The 17,125-nt window shown below is 69.6% G+C and carries 20 protein-coding genes; 8 read left to right on the top strand and 12 right to left on the bottom strand.

Annotated elements, in window-relative coordinates; genetic code table 11:
* Window positions 1-35 precede the first annotated feature (35 nt).
* Window positions 36-356, bottom strand: coding sequence for a divalent-cation tolerance protein CutA (gene cutA / locus WA670_RS04955; protein ID WP_037718964.1), 321 nt, complete (start codon window positions 354-356; stop codon window positions 36-38).
* Window positions 357-529: 173 nt separating this feature from the next.
* Between cutA and WA670_RS04950 the strand changes: the two genes are divergently transcribed.
* Both WA670_RS04950 and WA670_RS04945 read left to right on the top strand, forming a co-directional pair.
* Entirely contained in the window at window positions 530-1,129 is a 600-nt protein-coding gene (locus tag WA670_RS04950) for a TMEM165/GDT1 family protein (RefSeq protein WP_037807003.1), read from the top strand.
* Between the two features lie 107 nt (window positions 1,130-1,236).
* The gene (locus WA670_RS04945) at window positions 1,237-1,905 is read left to right on the top strand and encodes a DUF998 domain-containing protein (protein ID WP_134727981.1); all 669 of its coding nucleotides are present in this window, start codon (window positions 1,237-1,239) and stop codon (window positions 1,903-1,905) included.
* On the opposite strand, the gene WA670_RS04940 is transcribed toward WA670_RS04945, so the two are convergent.
* Both WA670_RS04940 and WA670_RS04935 read right to left on the bottom strand, forming a co-directional pair.
* On the bottom strand, window positions 1,902-2,537 hold the full coding sequence (locus WA670_RS04940; protein ID WP_043837868.1) for an IclR family transcriptional regulator: 636 nt from the start codon (window positions 2,535-2,537) through the stop codon (window positions 1,902-1,904). The two genes, WA670_RS04945 and WA670_RS04940, sit on opposite strands and share 4 nt — an antisense overlap.
* Window positions 2,534-3,388: a hypothetical protein gene (locus tag WA670_RS04935; RefSeq protein WP_336157183.1), complete on the bottom strand. Its 855-nt coding sequence runs from the start codon at window positions 3,386-3,388 to the stop codon at window positions 2,534-2,536. The genes WA670_RS04940 and WA670_RS04935 overlap by 4 nt, the downstream gene beginning before the upstream one ends.
* 241 nt (window positions 3,389-3,629) lie before the next feature.
* On the opposite strand from WA670_RS04935, the gene WA670_RS04930 reads away from it, so the two are divergent.
* Window positions 3,630-4,430 carry a DUF2470 domain-containing protein gene (locus tag WA670_RS04930; RefSeq protein WP_134727982.1) on the top strand — a complete coding sequence of 267 codons (801 nt, stop codon included), beginning with the start codon at window positions 3,630-3,632 and terminating at the stop codon, window positions 4,428-4,430.
* A 3-nt stretch (window positions 4,431-4,433) separates the two neighbouring features.
* On the opposite strand, the gene WA670_RS04925 is transcribed toward WA670_RS04930, so the two are convergent.
* Window positions 4,434-4,901: a PPOX class F420-dependent oxidoreductase gene (locus WA670_RS04925; RefSeq protein ID WP_037806990.1), complete on the bottom strand. Its 468-nt coding sequence runs from the start codon at window positions 4,899-4,901 to the stop codon at window positions 4,434-4,436.
* Between the two features lie 22 nt (window positions 4,902-4,923).
* Between WA670_RS04925 and WA670_RS04920 the strand changes: the two genes are divergently transcribed.
* The 3 genes from WA670_RS04920 to WA670_RS04910 all read left to right on the top strand — a co-directional run bounded on the left by WA670_RS04920 (window position 4,924) and on the right by WA670_RS04910 (window position 7,708).
* Complete coding sequence (locus tag WA670_RS04920; RefSeq protein WP_051728584.1) at window positions 4,924-5,757, top strand: CPBP family intramembrane glutamic endopeptidase; 834 nt, start codon at window positions 4,924-4,926, stop codon at window positions 5,755-5,757.
* A 61-nt stretch (window positions 5,758-5,818) separates the two neighbouring features.
* A complete protein-coding gene (locus tag WA670_RS04915; protein ID WP_037806987.1) occupies window positions 5,819-7,015 on the top strand; it encodes an arginine deiminase in 1,197 nt (398 codons plus the stop codon).
* A gap of 141 nt (window positions 7,016-7,156) precedes the next feature.
* Window positions 7,157-7,708, top strand: a complete 552-nt coding sequence (locus tag WA670_RS04910) for a ferritin (RefSeq protein WP_037807613.1) — start codon at window positions 7,157-7,159, stop codon at window positions 7,706-7,708.
* Between the two features lie 69 nt (window positions 7,709-7,777).
* Here WA670_RS04910 and WA670_RS04905 read toward each other — a convergent pair whose 3' ends face one another.
* From WA670_RS04905 to WA670_RS04885, 5 genes are all read right to left on the bottom strand, one after another.
* Window positions 7,778-8,362 (bottom strand): dihydrofolate reductase family protein, encoded by a 585-nt coding sequence (locus WA670_RS04905; RefSeq protein ID WP_134727985.1) that lies wholly within the window; start codon window positions 8,360-8,362, stop codon window positions 7,778-7,780.
* Window positions 8,363-8,457: 95 nt separating this feature from the next.
* Window positions 8,458-9,285: a hypothetical protein gene (locus WA670_RS04900; RefSeq protein WP_134727986.1), complete on the bottom strand. Its 828-nt coding sequence runs from the start codon at window positions 9,283-9,285 to the stop codon at window positions 8,458-8,460.
* Window positions 9,282-9,845 carry a SigE family RNA polymerase sigma factor gene (locus WA670_RS04895; RefSeq protein ID WP_235147062.1) on the bottom strand — a complete coding sequence of 188 codons (564 nt, stop codon included), beginning with the start codon at window positions 9,843-9,845 and terminating at the stop codon, window positions 9,282-9,284. Before WA670_RS04895 ends, WA670_RS04900 begins: the two co-directional genes overlap by 4 nt.
* Before the next feature lie 124 nt (window positions 9,846-9,969).
* Window positions 9,970-10,323, bottom strand: coding sequence for a DUF952 domain-containing protein (locus WA670_RS04890; protein WP_134727987.1), 354 nt, complete (start codon window positions 10,321-10,323; stop codon window positions 9,970-9,972).
* A 55-nt stretch (window positions 10,324-10,378) separates the two neighbouring features.
* Window positions 10,379-11,254, bottom strand: coding sequence for a DUF5926 family protein (locus WA670_RS04885; protein WP_275291126.1), 876 nt, complete (start codon window positions 11,252-11,254; stop codon window positions 10,379-10,381).
* Window positions 11,255-11,330: 76 nt separating this feature from the next.
* On the opposite strand from WA670_RS04885, the gene WA670_RS04880 reads away from it, so the two are divergent.
* A complete protein-coding gene (locus WA670_RS04880; RefSeq protein WP_336157003.1) occupies window positions 11,331-12,485 on the top strand; it encodes a cytochrome P450 in 1,155 nt (384 codons plus the stop codon).
* A gap of 51 nt (window positions 12,486-12,536) precedes the next feature.
* On the opposite strand, the gene mca is transcribed toward WA670_RS04880, so the two are convergent.
* Together mca and WA670_RS04870 are read right to left on the bottom strand one after the other, a co-directional pair.
* Entirely contained in the window at window positions 12,537-13,352 is an 816-nt protein-coding gene (gene mca / locus WA670_RS04875; RefSeq protein WP_336157002.1) for a mycothiol conjugate amidase Mca, read from the bottom strand.
* The gene (locus tag WA670_RS04870; protein ID WP_051728583.1) at window positions 13,349-14,698 is read right to left on the bottom strand and encodes a DHA2 family efflux MFS transporter permease subunit; all 1,350 of its coding nucleotides are present in this window, start codon (window positions 14,696-14,698) and stop codon (window positions 13,349-13,351) included. Before WA670_RS04870 ends, mca begins: the two co-directional genes overlap by 4 nt.
* 96 nt (window positions 14,699-14,794) lie before the next feature.
* Here WA670_RS04870 and WA670_RS04865 point away from each other — a divergent pair, with 96 nt between their 5' ends.
* Window positions 14,795-15,397, top strand: coding sequence for a TetR/AcrR family transcriptional regulator (locus WA670_RS04865; RefSeq protein ID WP_051728582.1), 603 nt, complete (start codon window positions 14,795-14,797; stop codon window positions 15,395-15,397).
* Here the strand turns inward: WA670_RS04865 and WA670_RS04860 are convergent.
* On the bottom strand, window positions 15,394-16,332 hold the full coding sequence (locus WA670_RS04860) for a DUF4328 domain-containing protein (protein ID WP_336157182.1): 939 nt from the start codon (window positions 16,330-16,332) through the stop codon (window positions 15,394-15,396). The two genes, WA670_RS04865 and WA670_RS04860, sit on opposite strands and share 4 nt — an antisense overlap.
* Window positions 16,333-17,125: the final 793 nt, after the last annotated feature.

The raw sequence follows: 17,125 nt of genomic DNA, 5'->3' as shown, positions 1-17,125 counted from the left end.
GGACCCAGGCCGAGCTACCCCCGATCAGGTGGTGCTCAGCGGGTCTCCTCCACGAGCCACGACAGGTACCGCGGGCTGCCGCCGACGATCGGCGTGACGATGACCTCGGGCAGGTCGTACGGATGCCGCACGTTCAGGAACTCCTCCAGCGCACCGGACCGGTCCGCGGCCGTCTTGCACTCGACCCGCCATTCGGCCGCCGTCTGCACCTCGTCCTCCCACCGGAAAACGCTGGTGATCGGCCCCACGATCTGGGCGCACGCGGCGAGCCGGGCCTCGATGGCGCTCGCGGCGATGGTGCGCGCGGCGGCCTCGGAGTCGACGGTGGTGGTGACGACGACGTGGTCAGCAGACATGACCCGCACCGTACCGCAGCCGGAAAACAGAATTCGGCGCACCGAAAAAAATATTCCGGCCCACCAGCGGCGAGCATTCTGCCGACCTTATCAGGCAATTCGCGAAACCCATCAGCTTGCGGTTTTCTGAACCTCCCCTTTATCGTTGCAGTGAAAGGGGTGAGCACGAACCCATGTCTCCCGCATTGATCGCTCTGTTTAGCGCGTTCGGCCTGGTACTAGCCGTCGAGCTGCCGGACAAGACGCTCGTCGCGACCCTCGTGCTCACCACCCGTTTCCGCGCCTGGCCGGTATTCGCCGGAGTATGCGTGGCGTTCGCCGTGCAATGCGTGATCGCGGTCGCTTTCGGAAGCCTGCTCACCCTCTTGCCGGAAACTCTTGTTTCGGTGCTGGTCGCCGCGATGTTCGGCGTCGGCGCGTTCCTGCTGCTGCGCGAGGGCTTCAGCGAAGGCAGCGAAGCGGGCGAGGACGCGTCGCGGTCCGGACCCGGGCCGGTGTCGTTCCTGCGTTCCGCGCTGACGTCGTTCGGCGTGCTCTTCGCCGCGGAGTGGGGCGACGCCTCGCAGCTGGCGACCGCGGGTCTCGTCGCCCGTCTCGGCAACCCGTTCGCGGTCGGGGTCGGCGCGTTCGTCGCGCTGGTGTCGGTCGCCGGGCTGGCGGTGTTCATCGGCGCGAAGATCCGCGACCGGATCCGGCCGAAGCTGATCCAGCGGGTCGCCGGGTTCGTGTTCGCCGGTTTCGCCGCGTTCGCGCTGGCCCAGCTGCTCTGGTAACGGCCGTTTCACAGGAACGCCGGGTAACCTCTTCGGAACCCCGGAACGAGGACCAGGTGAACCCCCGGTGACGCCATGGCCTCCGCCATGACCGCCGAGGAGCGCCCGTGCCGACCACCTCCCGCGCCGCCGTGTCGCCGGTGTCGCCGGTGCACGGCAGGCTCGCGCTGGCGGGCATCGGGGCGGCGGTGCTCATCGCCACGGACCTGCACCTGCGGCTCTCCGCGCAAATCAGCCCGATCTGGCAGACGCTGTCGGAGTACGTCTACGGCAGGCTCGGCGACCATTCGGCCGCGCGGCTGTTCGCCGTCATGTGCCTCGCGCTCGCGCTGGGTTCGCTGGCGTTGCTGGCCGGGCTCGTCAAAGCCCGCCGCTCGCCCGCGGTCGTCATCCTGCTCGGCGTGTGGTGCGCCGGCCTCACGATCTGCGCGACAGTCCCCGTCGACCCCAACGGCGAAGCCCGTTCCTTCGACGGCCAGTTGCACAACGCCGCCGCCCTCACCGCTTTTCTCGCGCTCCCCACCGCCGCCTGGCTGCTGACCCGCCGCGGCGGTCGATCGTGTCCGTGGGAGCCGCGCCGCACGACGATCCGCCGCCTGGCCGTCGCGAGTTTCGCCAGCGTGGCGGTGGTGCTGGGCGGTTTCGTGTTCACCCTGCTCACCGGGCCCGCGCAGCAGGAAGTGACGCTCGGGCTGTTCGAGCGGCTGCTGTTCACGGTCGACCTGGCGCTGCTGCTGACCATGGTCCGCCCGCTGGTCGCCGCGTCCCGCCGCTAGGTCCGCAGCACCTCGGCAAGCTTCAACGCCGCTTCCACCGCCAACGGCCCCACCTCGTCCGAAGCCAACGGCTCCAACGAGATCACCCCGACGCTCGCCCGCAGACCGGGAACCCCCCGCACCGGCGCGGCGACGCCAGAAGCACCGGCCTCGATCTCGCCGGTCGAAACGGCCCACTTGTCAGTGCCGCCGGGCCGCAACGCCATCGCCCGTCCCGCCGCACCCGCGGCGAGCGCGTGCCTGCTGCCGACCCGGTACGCCACGTGGTAGCTCGTCCACGACGGCTCCACCACCGCGACCGCCTGCGCGTGATCGCCCTGCGCCACCGTCAGATGCGCGGTAGCGCCGACCTTCTCGGCCAGCTCGCGCAACACCGGCCGCGCGGCCTCGCGCAGCTGTGGCAGCACCTGACCGGCCAGCCGCAGCACTCCGACGCCGAGCCGCACCTTCGTGCCGTCCCGCCAGATCAGGCCGCGTTCGGCCAACGGCACCAGCAGCCGGTACACCGCCGCGCGGCTCGCGCCGATGGTCACCGCGAGTTCGGAGATGGTCGCCGCCTGCTCGCCCGAATCGGCCACCGCCTGCAGCAGCGCCAGACCGCGGTCGAGGGTCAGCGACCCCTCCGTGCTCACAACAGCTCGAGTTCACCCAGGTCGGCCACCGGCTCGGCGAAGGACGCCGCCGCGTACGACCCGAACAGCTGCCGGACCGCCTTCGCGGCCGGCTCCGGCAGCGCACGCGCTTCGTCCGCGAGCGCCTTGCCGTCGGTCGATTCCAGCGCCGCGCGGACGTCGCCGCCGGAGAGGCAGCGCGCCGACGCGACGAGCAGGTTCAGGAAGCCGTGATGCGTGAAGCCGGTGTCCGGGTCGACGTGCCGGACCGCGCGGTGCAGGCTGTTCGTCGCCTTGAACGACGCTCCCGGCGAGCCGCTGACCACGGACAGGAAGTCGGCGACCTCGTCCACGCTGGGGAAGTTCTCCCCCGCCTTGCCACCGCAGCGGATCTTCGGCCAGCTGCCGTGCTCGATCACGTTGCGGACGCCGTCCAGCCAGCCGACGCCGCGGCGCGGTTCGACCACCCGGATGACGTCCTCGGGCACGAACTCCGAGACGCGTTCGAGCCACACCTCGTCGACGTCGGACGGGGCGGGCATCTCCACCATCCGCAGCGACAGCAGCTCGCTGCGCGATTCGACGATCGAGATCGCCTTCGGAACGCCGCCCAGCCCGGTGTCGATGATCAGCGACAGCGGCAGCGGCTCCTTGGGCTTGATCTTGATCAGCTCGGTGATCAGCTCCGGCAGCCGCGAGGCCTGGCACAGGAAAACCCCGAGCACCCCGGCGTGTTCCCCGCCGCGCGATTCGAAGTGCGCACGCAGCGCCTCCGGCATCGCGACGTCCGCCGGCGGGAAGAGCGCCGAGTCGTCGACGAGCCGCGCGAACAGGGGAGGAATTCCACGGGGGCCGGGGGGCGTGAGTTCCACAGCGCTTGACACGACTGACACGCTAGTAGCGTACGGCATGGGGACAAAATCGTTCGCTCTGCGGACGCATTTCAAGGCCTTCCCGACACGGGACCAACCGGCCGAATGAGCCGCTTCCACGCGGTCCCACCCTTAAGCCGATCCGCTGACCAGCGTTTTCCCGCCCCGTGGGTGATCTTCGCGCGCACTCTTCCCTTCGCGCGGCAATTCAGGTTAGGCTCACCTAAGTAGGAGGTGAGCCGTGACCGAGGCACCCGTATCCGTGCGCCGCCCGCCCGCGCCGAATCCCGCCGAACGCGCCAAGACGATCGCGACCCGCGGCGGCCCGGCGACGATCATGCCGACCGTCGAGAGCGCCGGCTGCGAGGCCGAACGCGTCGAACCCGTCCTGCATCACGTGCACCACAGCGGAAGCGTCAGCATTCTTCTGCCGGACGAGCACCCGATGGTGCGCGCGTCCCGGCAGGCTCAGCGCGGCGAGCTCGCCGTCATGGTCGAGCTCGCCGACCACGCCCCAGTGGCGCTGCGGGAACCGGTCCGCGGCCTGCTGTGGATCACCGGATGGCTCCGGCCGCTGACGGAGGTGTCGGCCCGCGCCCGCGCGGTGTCGATCGCCGAACAGCGGCCGGACCACCGGCTTCTCGACGTCGGCCACGGCCTCACGCTGCTCCGGCTGACCCCGGCGTCGCTGGTCCTCGCCGACGCCGAGGGCACGCATTCGCTCCGGCCGCACATGTTCAGCGCGGCCCCGCCGGACCCGTTCCACGATTACGAGGCCGAATGGCTGCGGCACCTGGAAAGCGACCATCCGGACGTGGTGGAACAGCTGGGCCGGCACCTGCCCGCGGACCTGCGCGGCGGCCGGATCCGCCCGCTCGGCCTCGACCGGTACGGCCTGCGCCTGCGCGTCGAATCACCGGCGGGCGACCACGACGTCCGGCTGGCGTTCTCCCGCACCGTCGACAGCCCGCCGCAGCTGGCCGCAGAACTGCGGCGCTTGCTCGGCTGCCCGTTCCTGCGCCACCAGCACGGCGAGGACTGACCGTCAGTCCTCGGCCAGCTCCGGGGGAAAGCCGCCGGTCGCGATCGGCCCCCACCGGTCGATCGTGATCCGGATCAGGCTCTTGCCCTGTTTGCGCATCGCCTCGCGGTACTCGTCCCAGTCCGGGTGCTCGCCGGAGATGCTGCGGAAGTAGTCGACCAGCGGCTCGACCGAATCCGGCAGGTCGAGCACCTCCGCGGTCCCGTCGACCTGCACCCACGGGCCGTTCCACTCGTCCGACAGCACGCACACCGACACCTTCGGCTCGCGCCGCAGGTTGACCGCCTTCGCGCGCTTCGGGTAGGTCGAGATGACGATGCGGCCCTCGTCGTCGACGCCGCAGGTGTTCGGGGACAGCTGGGGCCGCCCGTCGGCGCGGGTGGTCACCAGGATCGCGCGGTGGCGCGGCTTCAGGAACGCGACCAGTTCGGCGCGCTCGACCTTCGTGTTGGTGGCGATAGTCCTCGGCATACCCCGACGGTAGCGTGCGTTCATGCGCACCACAGAGCGTTCCGGACGGCCGTCGGGCCTGCGATCCTGGCTCAACCCGGCACTTCCGGCGTTCCCGGCTCAGCTCACCGATCCGCGCGAGCGGCGGGCGGTCAAGATCGAGCTGGTCCTCGTTTTCGGCATCACCCTCGGGCTGTCCGGCGCGCGCAGCCTGCTGTCCCTTGTGGACTCGCTGCTGCGGCCGACCCCGTTGGCGCAGCAGCAAGTGCAGCTCAACGTCCCGCGCGCGGCGGCGAGCCTGCTGGACCTGCTCCAGCAGCTGCTGAGCGCCGCGCAGCTGATCGGCTGGGGCGGGCTCGGGCTGTACCTGCTGTGGCGGGCCGGGATGAAACTGCGCGAAATCGGGCTGAGCAGGCGCATCCGTTCCGACGCGCTCATCACCGTCGGGATCGCCGCGCTGATCGGCATTCCCGGGCTCGCGCTGTACTTCGTCTCCTATCACCTCGGCTTCAGCCTCGCGGTGCAACCGTCCACTTTGGGCGATACCTGGTGGCGGCCGATCGCGCTGACGCTTTCCGCGTTCGGCAACGCTTTCGCCGAGGAAGTGCTCGTGATCGGCTATCTGCTCACGCGGCTGCGGCAGCTTGGCGTGCGCGAGAACGCGTCGCTGTTCGGCGCCGCGGTGCTGCGCGGTTCCTACCACCTGTACCAAGGCTTCGGCGGGTTCGTCGGCAACCTCGTGATGGGGCTCGTGTTCGGCCGCGTGTGGCAGCGGACCAACCGGCTGTGGCCGCTCATCGCCGCGCATACTTTGTTCGATGTGGTGTCCTTCGTCGGCTATTCGTTGCTGAAAGGCCGTCTTTCCTGGCTCCCGTGATGCCCGCTCATTAGGCTCGCACTTCGTGAGCGAGACGAGCGAAAGCACCGCACCTCCCAGGGTGGACAGCGAAGTCGGGCCGCTTCGGGCAGTACTGCTGCACCGGCCGGGAAACGAGCTGAAACGGCTCACGCCCCGCAACAACGACAAGCTGCTTTTCGACTCCATCCCGTGGGTGAGCCGGGCTCAGCAGGAGCACGACGCGTTCGCCGACGTCCTGCGCGGACGCGGCGTCGAAGTGCTGCTGCTGGCCGACGTTCTCCGCACCGCGCTGGAAGATCCGCGCGCGCACGCCGCCGGGGTCCACGCGGCGGTGGACGACCGGCGGCTCGGCAGCGACCTCGCGGACTCGCTGAGGTCGCATCTCACGAGCGTCGACGCGCCCACGCTCGCCGAGGTCCTGATGGCGGGCATGACGTTCGAGGAACTGCCGTCCGCCGAGGGCGCGTCCCTGGTGCGGATGATGCACCATCCGCGCGACTTCGCCGTCGATCCGCTGCCCAATCTGCTGTTCACCCGCGATTCGTCCGCGTGGATCGGCGACCGCGTCGCGATCTCGTCGCTGACCATGCCCGCGCGGCGGCGGGAAACGGCGCTGCTCGACCTCATTTACGCCTACCATCCGCGATTCCGCCACGCCGCCCGCGCTTACGGCGCGCATTCCGCGCCGATCGAAGGCGGCGACGTGATGCTGCTGGCCCCCGGCGTCGTCGCGATCGGCGTCGGCGAACGGACGACTCCGGCCGGAGCCGAATCGCTCGCCCGTTCCGTATTCGCCGACGGACTCGCGCATACCGTCCTCGCGGTACCGATCGAACAATCGCGCGCGACAATGCATCTCGACACCGTATGCACGATGGTCGATGTCGATGCCGTCGTGATGTATCCGCTCGCCCGCGATTCCCTGACCGCGTTCACCATCAAGCCGACCGGCGACGGCGGAGTGAAAGTGGCGGGCCCGACGCCGTTTCTCGAAGCCGCCGCGGAAGCGATGGAGATCGACCGGCTGCGGGTGATCGACACCGGCCTCGACCCGGTCACCGCGGAGCGCGAGCAGTGGGACGACGGCAACAACACGCTGGCACTGGCCCCGGGTGTGGTCGTGGGATACGAACGCAACGCGGAGACCAACGAACGACTCACCGCGGCGGGCATCGAGGTGCTGCCGATCACCGGGTCCGAACTGGGGTCCGGCCGCGGCGGCCCGCGCTGCATGTCGTGCCCGGTGCGCCGCGATCCCCCGGCAAAGAAAAGTTAGCCTCTCCTTAATAAGGGCGCACATATTAAGGGAAGGCTAACCAAAATAAGCATTTCCTTCTTGAGGAATGGTAACCCTAATAGGGTGGAGATCACCAGCCAAAAGTGGAAAACAATCGGACATTGACGTACGGTGATGGACATGGCCGCTACGAAGAAAGAACCGCGCTCGAAGTTTTACGAACTGCTGCAGGCGCAGATCCACAACGAGTTCAACGCCTCCCAGCAGTACATCGCGCTCGCGGTCTGGTTCGACAACGAGGACCTGCCGCAGCTCGCGAAGCACTTCTACAAGCAGTCCGTCGAGGAGCGCAATCACGCGATGGCGCTCGTCCAGTACATGCTCGACCGCGACCACCACGTCGAGGTCCCCGGCACCGGCGAGGTGCGCAACGAGTTCTCCGCTCCGCTCGAGCTGCTCGAGCTCGCGCTGGAGCAGGAGAAGGAGGTCGCTGCCGACATCTCCGCGCTCGCGAAGGCCGCGCGAGCCGAGGAGGACTACATCAGCGAGCAGTTCACCCAGTGGTTCCTCAAGGAGCAGGTCGAGGAGATCTCCCAGATGTCGACGCTCGTCACGGTCGCGCGCCGCGCGGGTGACAACGTCTACGAGATCGAGAAGTTCCTGCACCGCGAGGCCGTCGGCGACGCCGGCGCGGACGCCGGGATGCCCCCGGTCGCGGGTGGCGCGCTGTAAGCGCTCGACACGTGCCGGAAGCCCGGTTGTCCCCAGTGTGGACAACCGGGCTTCCCCATGTGGATAACTTCAGCGCCGCACGTAGTGCGCGATGAGCACGCCGGTGGTGGTCGCGACGCTGCCGTCGAGCGAAAACTCGGTCAGCGGAGCCGGTCCTTCGAACAGCCGCGCGCCGCGGCCGAGGGTCAGCGGATGGATCAGCAAGGTGTAGCGGTCGACCAGCCCGGCGGCGTGCAGCGCGCGCACGAGCGAAACGCTGCCGATGATCGAAAGATCCTTGCCCGGCAAGGCTTTCAGCTCCGCCACGGTCTCTACCGCGGAGCCCCGCAGCAGCACCGAATTCTGCCAGGCGTCCGCGTTGTCGAGGGTGGTCGAGACGACGTACTTCGTCGCCGCGTTCATGTGCGCGGTGAACGGATTCCCGTCCGTCCGCGGCCCCCAAGCCGTGGCGAAGTCCTCCCAGGTGCGCCGGCCGAACAGCATGTCCCCAGGCCGGCTCATGCCCTTGCCCATCTCGCGGGCCATGACGTCGTCGCTGTAGCCATTGCCCCAGCCGCCTAGGTCGAACCCACCGCGCGTGTCCTCGTCGCTGCGGCCGAGGCCTTGGACGACGCCGTCGAGGGTGATGCTCAGGGTGACGCTGATCGAACGCATCGGGGATGTCCTTCCGCTTCCGCGGGCCGCCAATCGGCCCGTCACCCGCTACACGAGCGGCGCGGAGCCAGATCGACATCGGCTCACGGAATTTTTCAGCCGGCGCAGTCCTGCGTCTTCGCCCGGACCTCGATGGCCTGGACCGCCCCGTCCGAATCCAGCGTGAAGTGGTACGCGCCCTGGTCACCGGTCGGCGACACGAGTGCGCTCCCCGACTCCGACGTACCCGGATAGGTCGCGGTGACCTGGTCCTTCGGCGACCCTTCGCCCACGCCTTCCGGGGTGTGCGCGGCACCGTCGGGCTTCACCGCGACCACGCCGTTCTCCGCCGACACGACAGCCGTCGAGGGAGGCACCCCGCCACCGCTGACGTCGTAGTAAGTGCAGCCGGCCGACTCTTTCACCGTCGTGAGCTTCATGCCCTGGTCGGTGAGCTGCTGCTCGGTCATGCCGAGCTTCACCGCGCCAAGGCCGTCCGCGGTCACCAGCGCTCCGGACACGGCTTTCGGCGGCGTCGTCTTCGGCGGCGCCGGCTTCGTGTGGTGCGGACGCGCGGGCGGCACCGGCGGGTCGGCCACGGTGGGCTCCATCGGCACGGGCGGCGCTTGCACCTGCGTTGATTCGGCGCTCGACGGGGGCTCGGGTACCGAAGAAGGCAGCGTGGGCTGCGCCGAAGCGACCTGCTGGGCGGCGACGCCGGTCGCGGCGGGCTGGGTGCGCAACTGAATCGCCACCAGCCCGGCCGACCCCACCGCGAGCACGCACACCGCCCCGGCCGCGGATGTCAGGACCCGCTGCCTGCGCCGCCGCCTGCGCGCGCCGGCCACGATGGCCGACGCGGCGTCCTCGGCTGGTTCGACGGCTAGCCGGTCGTCGGCGAGGAGGGCGCGGAGCCGCTGTTCCAGATCGTCGGGCTGACTCACCCGGCGTCGCCTCCTTCCTGGTTCCTCAGTTTCGCCCGCAGGGACGCGATCGCCTTGCTCGCTTGGCTTTTCACCGTCCCCTGGCTGATGTCCAGCGCCTTGGCGATCTCCGCTTCGGACAGTCCTTCGTAGTACCGCAGCACCATCACCGTGCGCTGCCGCGGCGGGAGGTCGCGCAGCGCCTGCCACAGCGGCTCATGCTCGAACGGGTCCTTCGGCGCGCACGGGCTGGTGTCCGGCAGATCCGCGACGAGGTTCTCCCGCCGCGTCCGACGCCAGCGGCTGACGTGCGCGTTCGCCATCGAACGCCGCACGTACGCGAGCGGGTCGCCGGTCTTTTGCTGCACGTACGACCAGCGTGCGCCGATCTTTTCGAGCACGGTCTGCACGAGGTCCGCGGCGTCGTGCGGGTTCCCGGTGAGGACGTGGCCGTAGCGGAGCAGCCCGGGCAGGGCCTCGCGCACGAAGTCGCCGAAGTCCGTGATGGCGTTGACCGTCTCCGCCTGCTGACCGGCCCAGGGCGGATCCCCGCTGGTCAGAGGCAATGCGGCTGCCGTCACCGTATCGCCCCCTCCCCGGATGACCGCGTCGAGCGACGGTTCCTCGTCATCCCCACCACGCATGAGCGCCCCCGAGGGTTGTCCCGTCTCCGTCGCTACTTTCCGTAGCTGTGGACAACTGAGGTCAGCGCACGGAAAGCGACTCGGGCAGCTTCAAGACACCGTCCGCGTCAGTGGGGAAATCGTGTACCGCGACCACAGCGTTTCGCGGGATCGGCCCGTAAATGTGCGGGAACTGGATTCCGCGCGGGTCCGGCGGGTCGCCGTCCTCCCAGCGGACGGGCGCGTCGACCAGCTTGGGATCGATTTCCAGCAGGACCAGGCCGGATTGGCCGCGGAAGACGGCGTTGGCAGGAAGGGCGACGGTGCCCGGGTCCGAGCAGTGGATGAATCCGGCGTCGTCGAGCGAGGACGCGCGGTATTCGCCGTCGGCGGGCACCGCGGCCCACTCGGCGCGGGTGCAGATGTGGAGGATCACGCGGCGATCATCCACCTGTGGACAACTCGGGTCGAGTTGTCCACAGGTGGACAAGTCAGCGGATGGTGAGCTGGCGTCCGATCAGCCCGTCGCGGGCACGCCGCTCGGTGGCGTTGAGCGGCTCGGCGTCGAGCGACTTGAGCGCCTCGTCCAGCCGGGCGCCGAGCTGGTCCTTGGGCTCGGCCCACTCCCGGGCGTGCGCCTCGGGGTCGAGGTCCCACACCGGAACGAGCAGGCCGTGCGCACGGAACGACCCGGCGTACCGGGTGCCCTCGCCGAGCCCGAGCGTGCCGGCCGCGGACAGCCGCGCAAGCGCTTGCAGCAGCAGGTTCTCCGGTTCCGGGCGGACCCAGCGCAGGTGCGCCTTCTCGCCGGCGAGCACCCAGTACGCGCCGGAGCCGAGCCGGTCGGTGGGCATGATCGCGGCGTTCGCGCGCTCGAGGGAGACCGCGACGTCGCCGGTCGCGTCCGCGTCCTCGGGCAGCCACCACGCGAAGTCGGTGTGGAGGGCGACCTCCAGCTCCGCGCTCGGCACGAGCAGGTCCTGGAGCCGGTTGTGCTCGTCCGGGTCGGTGGGCGACGTCGTGTCCGGCACCGACAGCACGTCGCCCGGTTCGGCGTCGAGCAGCCAGCGCAGCGCGCGGCCGAGGTCGCGGCTGATGTCGGAGGACCGCGTCTGCACCTGAAGCCCGAGGAACCGCTCGCCGTCCGAGCGGACGAACGCCGCGGCGGCCATGGGCAGCACCGTGCCGAGCGTGACGTCGCCGCCGTCGGCGAGCGTCAGCTTCGCCGTGGCCGACGGGACGAACTCGCGCAACGCGATCAGCTCCGGCTCCGCGGCCAGACCCTCGAACGGCTGCCCGACGAAGACGTCGCGCACCTTCGGCTTGCGGTCCGGCTTGGGACCCTTCTTACGCGCGCCCTTACCCATTTCAGCCTCCTCGGAACTCGATGTCAGACGCTATCGAAGGGACCGGCCGTCCAGGCTCGCGGGTTAGAGTCAGCTCGTGTTCGACCCTCGCGATCCCGCCTTCCTCGCCGACCCGTACCCCGCGTTCGCCGCGCTGCGCGCCGAAGGCGAGGTGCACCAGCACGACGGCCTCGACATCGCAATCACCGTTTCGCACGCCGCGTCCGCCGCCGTGCTCCGGCACCGCGGGCTTGGCCGCATCTGGACCGACGCGCAGCCGCTCGAACGGTTCGCGTCGTTCAACCTGCTGCACCGCAACTCGTTGCTGGAGAACGAACCGCCGGCGCACACCCGCCTGCGCCGCGTCATCGCGGGCGAATTCGGCCGGGGCCACGTGCAGCGGCTGCGTCCGATGGTCGCGGAACTCGCGGAGTCCATGGTGGACACGCTGGCCGCGAAAATCGCCGCCGACGGCAGCGCGGACCTGCTCGAACACCTCGCGCAACCACTGCCGGTCGCGGTCATCGCCGAACTGCTCGGCGTCCCGACGTCGGACGGCGCGCAGCTGGTGACGTGGAGCAACGCCATCGTGAAGATGTACGAATACGGCCTCTCCGAGGACGGCCGCGACGCCGCCGAACAGGCCGCGGCCGATTTCGTGGCGTACCTGCGCGAGGTCGTCGCCGGCTCCCCTCGCGGCATCGTCCGGGACCTGACCGCGAGCGAACTGACCCCCGACGAGGTCGTCGCCACCGCGGTACTGCTGTTGATGGCGGGCCATGAGGCGACGGTGAACGTGATCGGCAACGGGGTGACCGCACTGCTCACCCACTACCCGGAATGGGAGCGGCTTAGGTCCGACCCAACGTTGCTGGACTCGGCTGTGGAAGAACTGATCCGCTTCGATTCTCCGTTGCAGTTGTTCGAGCGCACGGCGACCGAGGACGTGGAAATCGCTGGTCACCGGGTCGCGAAGGGCTCGAAGATCGGCGCGCTGCTGGGTGCCGCGGCACGCGACCCGAAGGTGTTCGACGCCCCGGACACTCTCGATGTGGGCCGGTCGCCGAACGCGCACCTCGGCTTCGGGATGGGGATCCACTACTGCGTCGGGGCACCGCTGGCCCGGGTGGAGATCGCGGCCGCGTTGACGGCGTTGACGAAGCGGCTTCCGGAGTTGCGGCTCGCCGCGGAGCCGGAGCGGAGGCCGGAGTTCGTGATCCGCGGATTGCGGACTTTGCCGGTGACCGCCTGAGGCAGGGCTCGTGAGCGGCATCTAACCGGCAACGTCGCTCACGACAACACCTCAGCGCAAGCCCGCGAACAAGTCGTCCTCCAACCCGGCGGCTGGCGCGACGGAACCGTTCGTGCGGGCAAGGTGGTAATCCTCCCAGGGCCAAGTCTTTCGCTCGATCTCGCGCGAGTGGGCGAAAAACGGATGCCCCGGATCCATCTGCGTGGCGTGCGCGCGCAACGCCGCGTCCCGGGTCGCGAAGTGTTCTTCGCAGCGGACGCGGGCGGTCACGGTGAGCACGTCGGTCGGCGGCAGTTCGTCCAGAACCGGGCCCATCAACGACTCCTCACCAGCCGCGATCGTCGCCTCGTGCATGGCTGCGAACCAGGATCGGCTGAGGGTGGCGAGGTAGTAGAGCTTGCGCGGACTGCCGTCGTCGGATTCGGCGAACGCCGCGGTGGTGACCTCATGCGTGCGAATGTGGTCGGGGTGTGGATAACCGCCGGTCTCGTCATAGGTGACCACCACCTGTGGACGGAATTCCCCCATCAGCTCCAACAACGGTTTTGTCGCCTCAGCCAAGGGAATCTCCGCGAAGCTGCCAGCCGGGGAAGGCGTGGCCAACCCCGAGTCGACATGTCCGAGGAACGTCTGGCGGATGCCGAGAAGCCTTGCCGCGTCAGCCATTTCCCGGCGACGGATGGCAGGCAGATCCCGCCGGACGTCCTCTCGGTCCAAAGTTGGGTTGAGCACATCGCCGCGTTCGCCGCCGGTGCAGGTGGCTACCAGGACGTCGACGCCCTCGGCTGCGTAGCGGGCCAGAGTCGCGGCGCCTTTGCTTGATTCGTCATCGGGATGGGCGTGCACGGCCAAGAGGCGGAGCGTCATGCGCGGGTTCCTTTCGGGAAGAAGAGAGCGGGGACAAAGCTCAGCAGGGAAAGGCCAAGTGCCCAGGTGAACGTGGTGCCGAACGCGGCGGCACCGGGCGGTTGCGCGTGCAGAACAGCCACCAGAAGCGCCGTGCCCAGCGAGCCGCCGATGCGGTTGACGACGTTGATCGCGCTCGCCGCACGCGGGATTTGGCTGCGTTCCAGCGAGGTGTAGAGCATCGTCATCCCGGGCGTCGTGGTCGCGCCTAGGCCGAACCCACGGATCAGCAGCGAAATTGTCAACAGGGTCGGGCTGGGGGAATCGCCGAGCTGAGTAAAGGCAATGGTGCCCATGAGTGACAACGCGATGCCGGTGAGCATGACGGTTCGCGAGCCAAAGCGGTCCAGCAGTTTTCCGCCTGCGATAAGGACGACGGCTGATCCCAATGCCTGTGGCGCGAGCAGGAGGCCAGCGGCGAGAGCGGACGTGTGCTGGATTTGTTGGTAGTAAAGCGGAAGCAGCAACATCGAGCTGTACAGCGACGCGCCCAGCAAGAAGGTGCTCGCGCTCGCGACAGTGAAAGCCTTGTGCGCGAACAACTTCAGATCAAGCAGCGGCGATTGCGCGCGCCGAGCGTGCCAGGCGTACGCGATCAGCAGCACGGCACCGGCGATGGCGAATGTGTTGGACCCTTCGCCTAGGCCGTAGCCAAGCGCACCGAGTCCCGGCGGGAGCAGCAGGAGACCGCGGACGTCGAGTGGATCGCGCGTGCCAGCGGGTTCCTCGCGCGGCAGCACCCGGACGGCGAGCAGCAAGGTGGCGACGCCGAACGGCACGAGCCCGAAGAACAGCCAGCGCCAGCCGAGGTCCTGGACGAGCGCACCGCCGAGCATCGGGCCGAGCACCGGCGCGACGGTCGCGGGCAGCGTGACGACGCCGATCATCCGGCCCAGCCGCGGACCGGCCGCCTGCGCGAAAATCGCCTGGCCGACCGGTTGCATGAGACCGCCGCCGAGACCGTGCAGCACGCGGAACGCGATCAGCGCCGGAGCCGACCAGGCGAACCCGCAGAGCACCGTCCCCAGCGTGAACAGCGCGACGGCCGCGATCCACACCTGACGGCCGCCGAACCGGTCGGAAAGCCAGCCGGACAGCGGAATGGTCAGCGAGGCGGCCAGCAGGTACGCGCTGGCCACCCACTGCACGGTCGGCAGCGAACTGTCCAGGTCACGCGCCATCACGCCGATCCCGACCGACACGATCGTCGCGTCGAGGATCGACAGCACCGCGCCCAGGATCAGCACCCCGCCGAGCCGGCGAAGCCCGGCATCGGAGACCGGAGCCGCCGGAAGCTGCGTGGTCATTGCCTCACCCCCTTCATTAGGTCGGACCTGAGATTAGGTCGAACCTAGTTAATGGGTCAAGCACAATTTTAGGTCGGACCTAGTACACTGGGCGGGGTGAGCCTCAGGGAGCAGAAGAAGCTGGAGACGCGGCAGACGATCTCGGCGGTGGCGACGCGGCTGTTCATCCAGCGCGGGTTCGACCAGGTGACGATCGCCGAGGTCGCGGAGGCGGCGCGGGTCGCCAAGATGACCGTCACGAATCACTTCAGCCGGAAGGAAGACCTGGTCTTCGACATCCGGAACGACTTCGTGGACTGGCCGGCGAACCTGGTCCGGGCCGACCCGGAGACGCCGGCGCTGATCGCCGTACGGGACGGGTGCTTCGCGGAGCTGGACAAGGCGAGCGCGTTGCTCGGGTTCGCGGACGTGTCCTTCGTGCGGATGGTGCGGCAAAGCGAACGCCTCACGTCCGCGCTCCGGGACATGCACGTCGACCGGGAATTCGAGCTCTCCGCCGCGCTGCTCGACCGGCATCCGGACCGGGAGATGCTGTCGCGGACGGCCGGGGCGCACCTCACGTCAGTGCTGCGGCTTCTTCTCGACGACGTCTGGCGGCTGACCTGGCAGGACGTCAAGCCGGACGATCTGGTGGAGCAGATCCGGGATTCCGCGGCGGTCGCGTTCGGCCAGCTGGAACCGGCGCTCGGCGACCTTTAACGCGCGGCCCCGACCGGACGCGCGGTCCGCAGCTCGGGCTCCGGCGCGCCCTCGATCTTGAGCACGCGGAAGTCGCGCAGACGTTCCGGCGCGATCGGCATCAGCAGATCCGAGAACCGCCGGATCACCAGCGCGGTGCCGACCGCGAGCACGGCCGCGGCGAGATCGGTGAACGCGACCAGCAGGACGCTGTCCGCCATCGCCTGCACGCCCGGCCGGATCCGCCAGATGATCGTGACGATCAGCAGGACCCAGTTCGCCACCCACGCACCCCACCAGCCGAGCACGAGCCGCGACGGCTTCGGCCGCTTGTCGCGGGACCGGCGGAGCACGGCGTGTTCCAGCTCGCTGACCACGGACAACGCCAGCGGCAGGTTCACGATCGGCACCAGCACGCCCACAAGCACCTGCCAGACCGGCCGCGGCGGCGCTTCATCGGCCTCGTCAGCGGCCGCTTGTCGGGCGACCAGCAGCCACCAGACCGAGAGCCCGGCGGGAAGCAGCGAGAAGATCGTGGTGAGCAGGCCGGCGAGCATGACGAAAGCGTCGGAGAACCCGACGACGCTGCTGTTCAGCGCGGAATCGCGGCTCTCCACGAGGAGCGCGTACCGCCAGATCTCCGCCCCCGCCGCGATCACGGCGAGAACGGCGAACGTCCAGAGGATCGTGGTGAGGCTCCGCGCGAGCACCGGGATCCGGTCGATCGGCCGGATTTCGCCGGACGCGGTGCCGGGCACGTTCGTCGGCCGGCGCCAGGTCAGGTTCGGGAAGCCCCAGCGCGGCGGCACCGGATAGGACGGCGGACCGGAGTAGGGCGTCGCGGGCACAGCACGCCGACGACGAACGACACTCGGCGGCGGGGACGCGACCCAACGCAACTTAGCCGCCCGCTTCGGCGGACTCGCCTGCGATTGCTGCGGCGCGGGCCGGTGGATCGCGCCTTGCGGAGCAGCGGTGAACGGACGCGCGTACGAGGGGTGCGGCGGGTAGACCTGCGCCGGGTACTGCTGCTGGTACGGCTGGGCGAACTGCTGGCCAGGATGCACCGCCCCGGCTTGCTGCGGTGCCCAATGGCCGGGTTGCGGTGGCGGGCCCGACTGCCCATGCGGCGCGGGACCACCCTGGTGGCCGGATTGCGGTGGCGGGCCTGGCTGCCCGGGCGATACGGCAGCGCCCGGCTGTCCGGGCTGCGGCGCTGTGCCGGGCTGCCCAAGCTGCGCGGCACCACCCTGCTCGCCGAGCTGCGATGCCTGGCCTGGCTGCCCGGGCTGCGGTGCCAGGCCCGGTTGCCCATGCGATGCGGCACCGGGCTGCGGTGCCAGGCCCGGTTGCCCATGCGATGCGGCACCGGGTTGCGGCACCATGCCGGGCTGCCCGGGCTGCGCGGCACCACCTTGCTGACCGGGATACGGCTGCGCACCCTGTTGCCCGCCGCTGGGCTGGCCAGAATGCGATTGCGCGCCGAACTGCGGCACCGAGCCAGCCCAACCGGGGACAGGTCCGCCAGCCGGAGCGCCCGGCCCGACGTGCCCAACCCCAGCCCCGGTGCCGGTGCCGGTGCCGGTGCCGGTGCCGGTGCCGGTGCCAGTGCCAGTGCCAGTGCCAGGAGAACCGTGCCCAACCCCGCCGTGACCTGCGTCACCCGGCGGGCCACCGTCCCCCCCGTCCCGGCCGAAGCCAGGCACGAACGACGCCGGATCCGAGGATTCCGGCGGCTCGGGAACAGAC

Source organism: Amycolatopsis sp. VC5-11 (genome assembly GCF_037034185.1).
GTDB lineage: Bacteria > Actinomycetota > Actinomycetes > Mycobacteriales > Pseudonocardiaceae > Amycolatopsis > Amycolatopsis nivea.
The sequence above is the reverse complement of the archived record's forward strand: the minus strand, read 5'-3'. Positions and strand labels throughout refer to the sequence as shown.